This window comes from Gemmobacter sp., from assembly GCF_016792925.1.
Classification (GTDB): Bacteria; Pseudomonadota; Alphaproteobacteria; order Rhodobacterales; family Rhodobacteraceae; genus Gemmobacter.
The window spans coordinates 1-12,320 of record NZ_JAEULU010000310.1 but is presented as its reverse complement, the minus strand read 5'-3'; the positions used below and the strand labels follow the sequence as shown (position 1 = coordinate 12,320).

Here is a 12,320-nt window from a genome sequence, read left to right as displayed (position 1 = left end):
GCGGCCTCGTCCCAATGGTCAGGGTGCAGATGCGTGACGATCACGGCATCCACCGCGCCGATCTCGGCGATGGGCAGCGGCAGATGGACCATGGGATTGCGTTCCGCGCTGTTCACCGTGCCTTCAAAGCCGGGCCAGCTGTGCCGCTCGGCCAGCATCGGGTCGATCAGAAAGCGCACCCCGGCATACTCAAGGCGCAGCGTGGCGTTGCGGATCTGGGTCACGCTGGCCCCGGCCTCCGGGGGCGGCGCCTGCCGCGCCCCTGCGGGCGTTGCCGTGGCGAGGTCTGTCGCGGCGCCGGAAGGGGCAAGCCTCTGTCTGCGGGTGGTCATGATCATCTCTCTCCGTAAGGGGTCAGCGTGCCAGAAAGGCATCGGTCGCGATGACCTCGCCATAGGCAAAGGCCAAGGCGGCCATCAGGGCGGCCTGCACCTGCGCGGCAGGCACCCGGACCCCGTTGAACTCCAGATCCCGCGTCGCGCAGGCATCGTGCAGGGTCACGCTGCGAAAGCCGAGATCCTGCGCCGCGCGCACCGTCGCATCCACGCACATATGGCTCATCGCGCCGATCACCACGACCTCCTCAATGCCCCGCGCCTCCAGAAGGGCCTGCAACCCGGTGCCGCGAAAGGCGTTCGGAAAGGCCTTGGTGATCACCGGCTCCCCGGCGGCGGGGGCGACGGTCGGGTGAATCTCGGCCCCGTCGCTCCCGGCGGCAAAGACCGGCGCGCCGGCGGGCAGCTCATGACGGATGTGAACCACAAGGTCACCCGCGCCGCGCCCATGGGCGATGACCCGGGCGGCCTGCGCGGCGGCGGCCTCGATCTGCGCCAGCGGCAGCCCGCCTTCGGGCCAATATTCCTTTTGCAGGTCCACAACGAGGATGGCGCGGTTGTTGCGCATGGTTCGGCCTTTCAACTTCGGATGTTCTTGACCCAAGGTGGCCCGGCGGGTCAAAGATCGCCAATGGCGATATAGACAAATTCAGAGGCAATACCGTCAAATGATCCCGATCCGCATCGGCATCCTGCTTTATCCCGGCGCCCAGCGGTCGGCGGCACTGGGCCTTGCAGACCTGTTCGAGATTGCCGGGCGCATCGCACGCGACGCCCGGCTTGCGGCGCCACCTCTTGAGGTCAGCATCATCGAGCCGCCCTTGCCGACGCCCGGCCCGGAGGTGCCGGAATGCGCTGTGCTGATCCTGCCGCCCTCGCTGGACGCCCCCCTCTCTCCCGACGCCGCCGCCCCGCTGGCAGGCTGGCTGCGCGCGCGCCATGCCGAGGGCGCCGTGCTGGCCTCGATCTGCGCCGGGGCGTTCCTGCTGGGGGAAACCGGGCTGCTGCGGGACCGCGAGGTCACAACCCACTGGGCCCATGCAAAGGCCCTGCAAGAGCGCTTTCCCGCCGCGCGGGTCGATACTGACCGCCTGCTGATCGACGGAGGAGACATCCTCTCCGCGGGCGGGCTGATGGCATGGACGGATCTTGGCCTCAGGCTGGTGGAGCGGTTCCTTGGCCCCTCGGTGATGGCACAGACCGCCCGGACCCTGCTGATCGACCCGCCCGGGCGCGAGCAGCGCTATTACAGCGGCTTTGCCCCAAGGATGACGCATGGCGACAGCGCGGTGCTGAAGGCGCAGCATTTCCTGCATGAAGGCAATGGACGCGAGGCCCGGATCGCCGTTCTGTCCCGGCAGGCAGGTCTGGAAGAGCGCACCTTCCTGCGCCGCTTCCTCAAGGCCACCGGGTTCACCGCCACCGATTACGCGCAACGCCTGCGCGTCACCAAGGCGCAGGAGCTGCTCCAGTTCGGGCGGCAACCGATTGACAGCATCGCCTGGGCGGTCGGCTATTCCGATGCCAGCGCGTTTCGCAAGATCTTCCTCAGGATCGTCGGGCTGACGCCGGGCGCCTATCGGCAGCGCTTCCATGTTCAGCAGGAGCGCTGACGCTCAAGCGCGGGCCTGCGGCAGCGCACAGAACCGGGCCCGCGCGGCCGGGCTTCGCACAGGCCCTGCCCCCTCGCCGCGTGCGGCAGGCCATGGCCCCGCCCAAACTGTAGCCCCCGTTACACTTCGCGCCGTTTTCCGCGCCAAAGCGTATCGCCCGTTACCCTTTTGCCCCGCGCGCGCCGCGCCGCGCGCAAGCCCGTTGCACCCCTGCGCTGCCCGGCGTAAAACCCCTGCACAGCAAGGAAAGGCGCGCCCATGACCATCCCGAAACCTGTTGTTCTGTGCATTCTGGATGGCTGGGGCTACCGCGAAGAGCGCGAGGCCAACGCCCCGGCATTGGCCGAAACCCCCAATTTCGACCGGATCTGGGCCACCTGCCCCCATAGCCTGCTGATCACCCATGGCCCCGATGTCGGCCTGCCAACCGGGCAGATGGGCAATTCCGAGGTCGGCCATACCAATATCGGCGCGGGCCGCGTGGTGGCGATGGATCTGGGCCAGATTGATCTGTCGGTGGAGGATGGCAGCTTTGCCGTCAACCCGCAGCTTCTTGATTTCATTGAAAAACTCAAGGCAACTGGCGGCACGGCGCATCTGATGGGGGTGATCTCGGATGGCGGGGTGCATGGGCATATCAGCCATGTGCTTGCGGCCTGCCGGGCGATTGCGGCCCGGGGCGTGCCGGTGGCGCTGCATGCGATCACCGATGGCCGCGACGTGGCGCCCTCCTCGGCGCTGACCTATCTGCGCGAGCTGACCGAGGGCCTGCCCACCGGCGCCCGCGTCGCCACCGTGATCGGCCGCTATTGGGCGATGGACCGCGACAACCGCTGGGACCGCGTTTCCCGCGCCTTTGATGCCATGGTCAGCGCCCAGGGCGAAACCGCCGATGACGCCCTCCGCGCCGTCGACATGGCCTATACCCGGGGCGAAACCGATGAATTCATCGCCCCCACCGTCATCGGCGATTATGCGGGCGCCCGTTCTGGCGACGGGTTTTTCTGCCTGAATTTCCGCGCCGACCGCGCGCGCGAAATCCTGCTGGCGCTTGGTCAACCCGGCTTTGCGGGCTTTGATGCCAGCGCCCGGCCCACCTGGGCCGCCATGCTGGGCATGGTGGATTATTCCAGCAATCACAATGGGTTCATGACCACCTGCTACCCCAAGCAAGAGCTGGTCAACACGCTGGGCGAATGGGTGGCCGCCCATGGCCGCAGCCAGTTCCGGCTGGCGGAAACCGAGAAATACCCTCATGTCACCTTCTTCCTGAATGGCGGCAAAGAGGCGCCTTTGGCGGGCGAAGACCGCTTCATGCCGCTGTCGCCCAAGGTCGCCACCTATGATCTGCAACCCGAGATGAGCGAGCCGGAAGTGGCGGCGCAGCTCGTGGCGGCCATCGAAAAGGGCTATGACCTGATCGTGGTGAACTTTGCCAATCCCGATATGGTCGGCCATACCGGCAGCATCCCGGCGGCCATCGCCGCCTGCGAGGCGGTGGATGACGGTCTGGGCAAGGCCTTGGCCGCGCTGGAGAAAATGGGCGGCGCGATGATCGTGACCGCCGATCATGGCAATTGCGAACTGATGGTCGATCCGGTCACCGGCGGGCCGCATACCGCGCATACCACCAATCTGGTGCCGGTGATCCTGGTGGGCGGGCCGCAGGGCGCCTCCCTGCGCGCGGGCGGGCGGCTGGCCGATCTGGCCCCCACCGTTCTGGCGCTGATGGGTCTGCCGCAACCCGCTGAAATGACCGGGAAAAGCCTGCTCGCATGAAGCTGCGCCTGGCTGCCCTGACCCTGACCCTGGCCCTCACCCTCGCCACCGGCGGGGGCGGTCAGGCCGTGACCGTCGCCGAGCAGGCGGCGGAGGCGGCCAGCAACCTGCAACAGGCCGTGGCCGCGCTCGACAAGGCGCGCGAGGGCAAGGACCGCGTGCGCGCCCTGACCCAGACCATCACCGCCTATGAACAGGGCCTCACCGCCCTGCGCGAAAGCCTGCGGCAGGCCTCGATCCGCGAGGAATCGCTGCTGCTGCAATTTCAGGCCAAGCGCGACCGGGTGGCGCAGCTGGTCGGCGTGCTGAGCCAGCTGGAAAGCGACCCGGCGCCCCTGCTGCTGCTGCATCCGACCGGGCCGCTGGGCACGGTGCGCTCGGGCATCATGATCGCCGATGTGACCCCCGGCCTGCAAGCCGAGGCCGAGGCACTTCGCCTGCAATTACAAGAGGTTCGCGACCTGCGCGCCCTGCAAACCGCCGCCGGGCGGACCTTGGCCGAGGGCTTGCGCGTGGCGCAGGCCGCCCGCACCGCCCTGTCGCAGGCCATCTCTGACCGCACCGAACTGCCCAAACGCTTTACCGAAGACCCCGAGGTGCTGAAGGGCCTGCTGGAAAGCGCCGATACGCTGGATGCCTTTGCCGCCGGGCTGGCGCTGAACGCCGTGGAAAGCGAGGGGATCGAAGATTTCGGGTTTGGCCATGGCAAGCTGGCGCTGCCGGTGCAAGGCACCGTGCTGCGCCGCCCCGACGAGGCCGATGCCGCCGGTCTGCGCCGCCCCGGCATGGTGCTGGCCACCCGCAAACAGGCGCTGGTCACCGCGCCCTGGGCCGGCACCATCCGCTATCGCGGCCCGCTGCTGGATTTCGGAAACGTGATGATCCTTGAACCGGGGCCGGGCTATCTTCTCATTCTCGCCGGGATGGAAACGGTCTATGGCGAGGTGGGCGAGGTGGTGGCCGAAGGTGCCCCTCTGGGTCTGATGGGGGGCGGGCAGCCGGGGATGGAAGAATTCCTCGTCTCGGCGCAGGATGGCGGTGGCGCACGCGACACCGAAACGCTTTATGTAGAGTTGCGGCAGGGGGGCGAGCCCATCGACCCGATGCCGTGGTTCGCCGAAACGGCCAATCTGGCCACGCGGCAACAGTTTCCGTAACCGGCGGCAGGCCGGGCGCGGGCAAGGGTCACCCCCGAAAGGGGCGAAACAGGGTCAGGGAAGGCACGAGGCGATGAGGAAATATGTGATGGCCGCGCTTGGCGGCACCGTGGCCGGGGTTCTGGCGACGACACAGGTGGCAGGCCCCCTCATCGCGCAGGAGGCCGACAAAAGCGCCTCGGTCTATGAGCAGCTGGACCTGTTCGGCGACATCTTTGAACGCATCCGCGGCCAATATGTCGAGGAAGTGGACAGCAAAAAGCTGATGGAAGCGGCCATCAACGGCATGCTCACCTCGCTCGACCCGCATTCCAGCTATATGGCCGCCGATGATTTCAGCGACATGCAGGTGCAGACGCGCGGCCAGTTCGGCGGGCTGGGCATCGAGGTCACGCAGGAACAGGGCTTCGTCAAGGTCGTGTCGCCCATGGATGACACGCCCGCCGACAAGGCCGGCATTCAGGCAGGCGACTTCATCACCCATGTGAATGGCGAAAGCGTGCTGGGCCTGACGCTGGATGCGGCGGTCGATCTGATGCGCGGCGAGGTGGGCTCGGAAATCGTGATCACCGTGGCGCGCGAAGGCGTCGAGGAGCCCTTCGACGTGTCGATCATCCGCGACACCATCAAGCTCACCGCCGCCAAGGGCCGCGTGGTGGGCAATACCGTGGTGATCCGCCTGACCACCTTCAACGACCAAACCTTCCCCGGCCTGCAAGAGGAATTCAAGAAGGCGGTCGAGGAGATCGGCGGGCTGGACAAGGTGAATGGCCTCGTGCTGGACCTGCGCAACAACCCCGGCGGCTTGCTGACCCAGGCCATCGAAGTGTCGGATGCCTTCCTCGACAAGGGCGAGGTGGTCTCGACCCGGGGCCGCACCGCGCAGGACAGCGAACGCTTCAACGCGACGCCGGGCGATCTGATCGAGGGCAAGCCGATGGTGGTGCTGACCAATGGCGGCTCGGCCTCGGCCTCGGAAATCGTGGCGGGCGCGCTGCAAGACCACCGCCGGGCCATCGTGGTGGGCACCAAGAGCTTTGGCAAAGGCTCGGTGCAATCGGTGATCCCGCTGCGCGGCGATGGCGCCATGCGGCTGACCACGGCGCGCTATTACACGCCCTCGGGGCGCTCGATCCAGGCGCTTGGCATCTCGCCCGACATCGTGGTGAACCAGCCGGTGAAGAAGGCGGGCGAGGCCGGAACGGAGGAGGCGGCAGCAGCAGCCGAGGCCGAAGCCAAAGCCCGCACCGAAGCCGATCTGCGCGGCGTGCTGTCGAATGACAGCATGACCGAGGATGAAAAGCGCCAATATCAGGAAGAGCAGGAAAAGGCCGCCGAAACCGCCAAGCTGCGCGATGAGGATTACCAGCTGGCCTATGCCGTGGACATCCTGAAAGGCGCCGCCGCCATCGTGCCCGCCGCGCCGGCCGCAACCCCCGGCGACGCCGCCGAGAAACCTGCCAACTGATGCACAGGAGGGGGCCGGGCAACCGGCCCCGCAACGCGCCCATGACCGCCAGCACGCCTTCGTCCATCGACCCGACCACCCTGCCCTATCGCCCCTGCGTCGGCGTGGTGCTGATCAACCCCCAGGGGCTGATCTTCACCGGCAACCGCAAGGACAGCAGCACCCCCGCCTGGCAAATGCCCCAAGGCGGCATCGACGAAGGCGAGAAACCCCGCGCCGCCGCCCTGCGCGAGCTGTGGGAGGAAACCGGCGTCACCGAAGATCTGGTGGAGTTTATCGCCAAGACCGAAGATTGGGTGACCTATGACCTGCCGCCCGAGCTGCTGGGCCGCGTCTGGGGCGGCAAATATCGCGGGCAAAAGCAGAAATGGTTCCTGTTCCGCTACCTCGGCACCGACGCGCAGGTGAACATCGCCACCGAACACCCGGAGTTCGACCGCTGGCAATGGTCGCGCGCGGCGGAAATGGTGGCCTCCATCGTGCCCTTCAAACGCGCGGTTTATGAGCAGGTCGTGGCCGCCTTCCGCCCCCACCTCGCGCCCTGAGGTTGTCCGCGCTCCCAAGAGCCTCCGGCGGGGATATTTTCACCAAGATGAAAGCGCATCGCTTCATCTTGGCCTGAAATATCCTGGGGGTGAGCGCCGTCAGGCGCGAGGGGGCAACGCCCCCTTACCCGTTTTCCCGCAGGATCGACCCCGCCAGATAGAGCGAGCCGCAGATCAGCACCCGCGCCGCCGGGTCGCGGGCGATGATGGTTTGCAAGGCGGCGGCGACGCTTTCGGCCTCATGGGCGGCGATCCCTGCGCGGCGGGCCGCATCGGCGGTTTCGGCGGCGCTCAGCGTGTTTTTCTCGCCGGGGATCGAGACCGCGTGCAGACTGGTCAGGTGGCCTGCCAGAGGGCGCATATAGCCGGTCACGTCCTTGGTGTTCAGCATGCCGCAGATCGCATGGGTCGGGCGTTTCGGCATGGCGGCCAGCGTAGCGGCAATCGCCTCGCCGCCCGCCGGGTTGTGGCCGCCATCCAGCCACAGCTCGGCGCCGGCTGCGGCCTCGACCAGCGGGCCGCGTTTCAGGCGCTGCATCCGGGCGGGCCATTCGGCGCGGGTGACGGCGGCCTCGCAGGCGGCCTCGCTGGCGCCCAGATGGCGCAGGGCGGCCAGTGCCGCGCCTGCGTTCTGAATTTGATGCGGCCCCGGCAGGTTGGGCAGCGGCAGATCCAGCAGCCCGCGTTCATCCTGATAGATCATCCGGCCCTGTTCGGTGCCGATATGCCAGTGCTGCCCATAGGCCAGCAGCGGCGCGCCAAGGCGGGCGGCGCGGGCCTCGATCACGGCGAGGCCCTCCTCGGCCTGCGGCCCCACCACGCAAGGCACGCCGCGCTTGAGGATGCCCGCCTTTTCGCCCGCAATCTCGGGCAGGGTCTCGCCCAGATATTGCTGATGGTCGATCGAGACCGGGGTGATGATGGTCAGCGCCGGGTGATCGACCACATTGGTGGCATCCAGCCGCCCGCCAAGCCCCACCTCCAGCAGCGTGTAATCTGCGGGCGTCCGCGAAAATGCAAGGAAGGCCGCGCAGGTGGTGATTTCGAAGAAGGTGATCGCCTCGTTGCCGTTGGCCGCGATACATTCATCCAGCAGCGCGGTCAGCGCCTCTTCCGAGATGAGATCGCCTCCCAGCCGGATACGTTCGTGAAACCACGCGAGATGCGGCGAGGTATAGGCATGCACCCGTTTGCCCTCGGCCTCCAGCCCGGCGCGGATCATCGCCTGGGTCGAGCCCTTGCCATTGGTCCCCGCCACATGGATCACCGGCGGCAGGCAGTGCTGCGGCTCGCCCAGGGCGGTCAGCATCCGCGCCACCCGGTCCAGCGTCAGGTCGATGATCTTGGGATGAAAATCCATCATCCGTTGCAGCAGCGCATCGGAGCGGGTGGTGTCGGTCATCATGGCCTCGCAGCGGGGAGGGAAGGCCCGTTTCTGCCCCGGACCGCGGGCACGGGGCCGCCAGTTTGCGGCGGCCCGAGGGGCAAAAGCGCCAGAGATCAGGCCCGGTTCAAGCCTTGGCGGCGGGCTTTGCCGCCGGTGGGGCCTCGGCCGGCACCGGCAGATCGCCATGGATCACCGGCGATTGGCGGGTCAGCATGCGCAGGATCGTTGCCAGCTCGTCCTTCAGGGCCTTGCGATGGGTCACCCGGTCCAGCATGCCGTGATCCAGCAGATATTCGGCGCGCTGGAAGCCTTCGGGCAGTTTCTCGCGGATGGTCTGTTCGATCACGCGCGGGCCAGCAAAGCAGATCAGCGCATTCGGCTCGGCAATCTGCACATCGCCCAGCATGGCATAGCTGGCCGTGACGCCGCCGGTGGTCGGGTGGGTCAGCACCACCACATAAGGCAGGCCCGCCTCTTTCAGCATCTGGATCGCCACGGTCGAGCGCGGCATCTGCATCAGCGACAGGATGCCCTCCTGCATGCGTGCGCCGCCCGCCGCAGAAAACAGCACCAGCGGGCGCTTCATCTTCACCGCGCGTTCCGCCGCCGCGATGATCGCATTGCCGACATACATGCCCATGGAGCCGCCCATGAAGGCGAAATCCTGCGCCACGGCGACGATGGGGGTGCGCAGCACCTCGCCCTCGGCCACCAGCATGGCATCGCGCTCGCCGGTGGATTTCTGCGCCGCCTTCATGCGGTCGGGGTATTTCTTCTGGTCGCGGAAATGCAGCGGATCGGCCACCGGCTCCGGCACCTTCACCTCGACAAACACCCCGCCGTCAAACAGCGCCGAAAAGCGGTCGCGCGGCGTGATCGCCATATGGTGATCGCAATGGGTGCAGACATTCAGATTGTCCGCCAGCTCGCGGTGGAACAGCATGGTTCCGCATTCGGGGCATTTCGTCCACAGGTTCTCGGGCACCTCGCGGCGTGAAAACAGCGAGTTGATCTTGGGACGGACGTAGTTGGAGATCCAGTTCATGCAGGCTGGCCCTTGTGTCGTTTGGCCATGGACATAAGGCCAAGGGGGGCGGAATGCAATCTTTAGCGCCAGGCACCCGCCCGGCTTGCCCTGCGCCGGTCGGAAGCCTATGGCAGGATCAAAGGGCATGGGGAGGATGCGATGCGCGGAATGGCTGTGGCTTTGGCGGCGCTGCTGGCTTTGGCGGGCTGTGTCGCGCCGGGGGCGGGGCCGGACCCCGCGCGCGCGCCCATTCTGGCCGGGGCCATGATGCTGGCCGCGCCCGACGGCTATTGCATCGTGCCCGGCTCGCGGCTGGAGCGGGGCGATGACGCGCTGGCCCTCATGGGCCGCTGCGCCGGTGAGGACAGCCGCCCCCCCGCCGTGCTGACGGTTACCCTCGGCGCGCGCGGCAGCGCCAGCGGCTTTGACAGCAACGCGCTTGCCACCTGGCTGCGCGGGGCGCAGGGCCGGGCCGCGCTCAGCCGCCGGGGCCGCGCGGCGGATGTGACGGTGGAGGAGGTGGTGGGCCTCAAATCCGCCTTGCTGATCCGGTTGCGCGACGCCGGGGCCGACCGTGCGGTCGAACCCGCCGCCTGGCGTGCGGTGCTGCCGCTGCGCGAACGCCTCGTCACCCTCACCGTCACCGGCCCGCGCGAAACGCCGCTGGCCGCCGCAGCCGGGCGCAAGCTGATGGAGGGCTTCATCGCCCGCATGCGCGCCGCCAATCCCTGAAAGCCCGGCCCCACGGGCTGAGCCGGCCAACGGAGGCGAAGGCGGTGGTGGATCGGCTCTGGCTTTGACCGGGGGGACATTGTTAACTACTTGCTGAGATAAACGAATCGTTTCCGTTTGCCGCACAATCGGCACGGCACGACTCTCCGCTGCGCACAGGCCCGTCCGGCAGGCACAGGCCGGCGGAACCGGCACGGCGACGAAACAGGCACGGCGACGAAACAGGCACATGGCGACGAAAATTGACAGCTTCCTAGACCGCATCCTGCATGGCCGCTCGCTCAAGCGTTGGGAACGCTGGGCCGGGATGGCCGAAACGCTCAGCCTCGACCGGCTGCGCGACATGCGGGTGCGCGCGCGGGAATCGCGCCGTCTGCTCGACAAGGTGATCCATATTGCCGAACACCGGCTGGCGCTGCCGGTCATCGGCTCCAACGCGCTGCGCCGCCCGATGGGGGCGGATTGGGTCTGGCGCCCGCCGCTCTGGACCGGCGAGGCGCCGGTGCCGGGCTTTTCCTCGGTGCCCTCGAAACAGACGATCATCGAAGGGACGACGGTGTTCCACGATTGCCGCCGGTCAGAGCTGACCGTGCGCCAGATCCGCAACACGCGCGAGGAAGACCTTGCCCCCTTCGGCCTGCGGATGGACGTGTTCCGCTTTGACGGCTCGTTCCTCTCCATGGTGGTGGACCTGCCGCCCGAGGCGGTGCAGGGCCTGAAACTGCGCCACCTGATCCGGCTGGATGCCATCGTCGAGATGGAAAAGCCGCTGGAAATCTTTGCCCGGCTGAACATCAAGCACGGCCCCAATGTGGAACAGATCGTGCGCGAACTGCCGTTGGCCGCCGAGGAGGTGATGGTGGAATTCGACCTCGCCTATACCAAGATGAACGAAAAGCGGGTCGAAAAGCTGTGGATCGACCTGATCTTTGAAGGGCCCGAGATGAACCAGATCATCCTGCGCGATGTGACCATCTCGCGCAGGCCCAGGGCTGACGTGTAAAGGGAAGCGGCTATGTGCGCGATGAGATTGACCAAGACCCGGATCCGCGCGGGCGTCTGGGAGGGCGTGCTGACCTGCGAGGGCGAGAAACCCGCGCTGGACGTGCTGCATCTGGAACAGAAGATGCCGGGCCTGACCCTGACCGACCTGCCCGGCCAGCAGGGCAAATATGCCGTGCGCCTGCCGATCCCGGCGGCGCTGCTGTCCGAGGGCGTGCAGACCTTCCTGTTCCGCGATCCCGCCTCGGGCGAGAAGCTGGGCCATTTCACCATCATCACCGGGGTGGCGATGGAGGATGACCTCCGCGCCGAGGTGGATCTGTTGCGCGCCGAACTGGACATGCTCAAACGCGCTTTCCGGCGGCATTGCCTCGAAACGGTGGGGTGACACGGATTTTCGCAGAAAATCCGCCCCCCGGCTTTCCAGCATCCCGAGTTTTCGTCGAAAACTCGCCCCCCTCTGGACTTTCCGGCCCGCGCCCCCACCTATCCCTGACAGGACAGGAGACCGCCATGACCTATGCCAAATCCGCCGAAGCACTGGCCCGCCTCACCGCCGAGCAATACCGGATCACCCAGGAAAACGGCACCGAGCGCGCCTTTACCGGCGCATATGACCATCATTTCGAGCCGGGGCTTTATGTCGACATCGTCTCGGGCGAGCCGCTGTTTTCCTCGGCCGACAAATACAACAGCGGCTGCGGCTGGCCTGCCTTCACCAGGCCGGTGGAACCGCTGGTCGAGCTGCGCGACACCACGCACGGCATGTTGCGCACCGAGGTGCGTTCCACCCATGGTGACAGCCATCTGGGCCATGTCTTCCCCGATGGCCCGCGCGAAGCCGGGGGGCTGCGCTATTGCATCAATTCGGCCAGCCTGCGTTTCATCCCCAAGGCGCAAATGGAGGCCGAGGGCTATGGCGACTGGCTGGACCGGGTTTAAAGCCCCCGGCCCAGCGGCTCCTCAGCGCCACCAGCCGGTGCCGACCGCGCGCGCCCAGTCCTCGCGGCCATGGCTGCGCGCGGCGGCCACCATACGGGATGTGTCATAGGGCACACGGCGGAAGCTGACGTGCCAGCCCGCCGCGCCGTCCGCCCGCACCGCCCCTTCCTCCAAGATGGCATAGCGCGCCGCCGGGTCGCCCGATTGCATCACATGCGGCACCGGCGTGTCATCCTCATAGCCGGGCTGGCCCACCGCACCGGGGTTCACGATCAACGTGCCACCGATCTGCACCGCCCGCGCCGTATGGGTATGGCCGCATAGCACAAGGGG

The 12,320-nt window shown here is 67.2% G+C and carries 13 protein-coding genes and 1 pseudogene; 9 read left to right on the top strand and 5 right to left on the bottom strand.

What is annotated here, in order from left to right:
* Together JNN06_RS15250 and JNN06_RS15245 are read right to left on the bottom strand one after the other, a co-directional pair.
* Nucleotides 1–332: pseudogene (locus tag JNN06_RS15250) on the bottom strand (MBL fold metallo-hydrolase); the annotation flags it as partial.
* A gap of 22 nt (nucleotides 333–354) precedes the next feature.
* Nucleotides 355–903 carry a cysteine hydrolase family protein gene (locus JNN06_RS15245; protein WP_291240450.1) on the bottom strand — a complete coding sequence of 183 codons (549 nt, stop codon included), beginning with the start codon at nucleotides 901–903 and terminating at the stop codon, nucleotides 355–357.
* 100 nt (nucleotides 904–1,003) lie between these two features.
* Between JNN06_RS15245 and JNN06_RS15240 the strand changes: the two genes are divergently transcribed.
* The 5 genes from JNN06_RS15240 to JNN06_RS15220 all read left to right on the top strand — a co-directional run bounded on the left by JNN06_RS15240 (nucleotide 1,004) and on the right by JNN06_RS15220 (nucleotide 6,897).
* Nucleotides 1,004–1,948 (top strand): helix-turn-helix domain-containing protein, encoded by a 945-nt coding sequence (locus tag JNN06_RS15240; protein WP_291240449.1) that lies wholly within the window; start codon nucleotides 1,004–1,006, stop codon nucleotides 1,946–1,948.
* A 258-nt stretch (nucleotides 1,949–2,206) separates the two neighbouring features.
* Nucleotides 2,207–3,727, top strand: a complete 1,521-nt coding sequence (gene gpmI, locus JNN06_RS15235; RefSeq protein WP_291240448.1) for a 2,3-bisphosphoglycerate-independent phosphoglycerate mutase — start codon at nucleotides 2,207–2,209, stop codon at nucleotides 3,725–3,727.
* Nucleotides 3,724–4,884: a peptidoglycan DD-metalloendopeptidase family protein gene (locus tag JNN06_RS15230; RefSeq protein ID WP_291240447.1), complete on the top strand. Its 1,161-nt coding sequence runs from the start codon at nucleotides 3,724–3,726 to the stop codon at nucleotides 4,882–4,884. Before gpmI ends, JNN06_RS15230 begins: the two co-directional genes overlap by 4 nt.
* Nucleotides 4,885–4,957: 73 nt before the next feature.
* Nucleotides 4,958–6,352: a S41 family peptidase gene (locus tag JNN06_RS15225; protein ID WP_291240446.1), complete on the top strand. Its 1,395-nt coding sequence runs from the start codon at nucleotides 4,958–4,960 to the stop codon at nucleotides 6,350–6,352.
* 41 nt (nucleotides 6,353–6,393) lie between these two features.
* Nucleotides 6,394–6,897, top strand: coding sequence for an RNA pyrophosphohydrolase (locus JNN06_RS15220; RefSeq protein WP_291240445.1), 504 nt, complete (start codon nucleotides 6,394–6,396; stop codon nucleotides 6,895–6,897).
* Between the two features lie 124 nt (nucleotides 6,898–7,021).
* Here JNN06_RS15220 and JNN06_RS15215 read toward each other — a convergent pair whose 3' ends face one another.
* Together JNN06_RS15215 and accD are read right to left on the bottom strand one after the other, a co-directional pair.
* On the bottom strand, nucleotides 7,022–8,299 hold the full coding sequence (locus JNN06_RS15215; protein WP_291240444.1) for a folylpolyglutamate synthase/dihydrofolate synthase family protein: 1,278 nt from the start codon (nucleotides 8,297–8,299) through the stop codon (nucleotides 7,022–7,024).
* Nucleotides 8,300–8,408: 109 nt separating this feature from the next.
* A complete protein-coding gene (accD, locus tag JNN06_RS15210; protein ID WP_291240443.1) occupies nucleotides 8,409–9,329 on the bottom strand; it encodes an acetyl-CoA carboxylase, carboxyltransferase subunit beta in 921 nt (306 codons plus the stop codon).
* A 141-nt stretch (nucleotides 9,330–9,470) separates the two neighbouring features.
* Between accD and JNN06_RS15205 the strand changes: the two genes are divergently transcribed.
* The 4 genes from JNN06_RS15205 (at nucleotide 9,471) to msrB (ending at nucleotide 11,987) form a co-directional block, all read left to right on the top strand.
* Entirely contained in the window at nucleotides 9,471–10,043 is a 573-nt protein-coding gene (locus JNN06_RS15205; RefSeq protein ID WP_291240442.1) for a cation transport ATPase, read from the top strand.
* 229 nt (nucleotides 10,044–10,272) lie between these two features.
* Nucleotides 10,273–11,046, top strand: coding sequence for a DUF6478 family protein (locus JNN06_RS15200; protein ID WP_291240441.1), 774 nt, complete (start codon nucleotides 10,273–10,275; stop codon nucleotides 11,044–11,046).
* A 21-nt stretch (nucleotides 11,047–11,067) separates the two neighbouring features.
* Nucleotides 11,068–11,433, top strand: a complete 366-nt coding sequence (locus JNN06_RS15195; protein WP_366812924.1) for a hypothetical protein — start codon at nucleotides 11,068–11,070, stop codon at nucleotides 11,431–11,433.
* A gap of 125 nt (nucleotides 11,434–11,558) precedes the next feature.
* Entirely contained in the window at nucleotides 11,559–11,987 is a 429-nt protein-coding gene (gene msrB / locus JNN06_RS15190; RefSeq protein WP_291240439.1) for a peptide-methionine (R)-S-oxide reductase MsrB, read from the top strand.
* Nucleotides 11,988–12,008: 21 nt separating this feature from the next.
* On the opposite strand, the gene JNN06_RS15185 is transcribed toward msrB, so the two are convergent.
* Nucleotides 12,009–12,320, bottom strand: a 312-nt coding sequence (locus JNN06_RS15185) for a metallophosphoesterase family protein (protein WP_291240438.1), incomplete at its 5' end; no start/stop codon positions are given.

Coding starts and splice junctions, on each gene's coding strand:
- JNN06_RS15245 (WP_291240450.1), bottom strand. CDS start 903: ATGCGCAACAACCGCGCCATCCTCGTTGTGGACCTGCAAAAGGAATAT.
- JNN06_RS15240 (WP_291240449.1), top strand. CDS start 1,004: ATGATCCCGATCCGCATCGGCATCCTGCTTTATCCCGGCGCCCAGCGG.
- gpmI (WP_291240448.1), top strand. CDS start 2,207: ATGACCATCCCGAAACCTGTTGTTCTGTGCATTCTGGATGGCTGGGGC.
- JNN06_RS15230 (WP_291240447.1), top strand. CDS start 3,724: ATGAAGCTGCGCCTGGCTGCCCTGACCCTGACCCTGGCCCTCACCCTC.
- JNN06_RS15225 (WP_291240446.1), top strand. CDS start 4,958: ATGAGGAAATATGTGATGGCCGCGCTTGGCGGCACCGTGGCCGGGGTT.
- JNN06_RS15220 (WP_291240445.1), top strand. CDS start 6,394: ATGACCGCCAGCACGCCTTCGTCCATCGACCCGACCACCCTGCCCTAT.
- JNN06_RS15215 (WP_291240444.1), bottom strand. CDS start 8,299: ATGACCGACACCACCCGCTCCGATGCGCTGCTGCAACGGATGATGGAT.
- accD (WP_291240443.1), bottom strand. CDS start 9,329: ATGAACTGGATCTCCAACTACGTCCGTCCCAAGATCAACTCGCTGTTT.
- JNN06_RS15205 (WP_291240442.1), top strand. CDS start 9,471: ATGCGCGGAATGGCTGTGGCTTTGGCGGCGCTGCTGGCTTTGGCGGGC.
- JNN06_RS15200 (WP_291240441.1), top strand. CDS start 10,273: ATGGCGACGAAAATTGACAGCTTCCTAGACCGCATCCTGCATGGCCGC.
- JNN06_RS15195 (WP_366812924.1), top strand. CDS start 11,068: ATGAGATTGACCAAGACCCGGATCCGCGCGGGCGTCTGGGAGGGCGTG.
- msrB (WP_291240439.1), top strand. CDS start 11,559: ATGACCTATGCCAAATCCGCCGAAGCACTGGCCCGCCTCACCGCCGAG.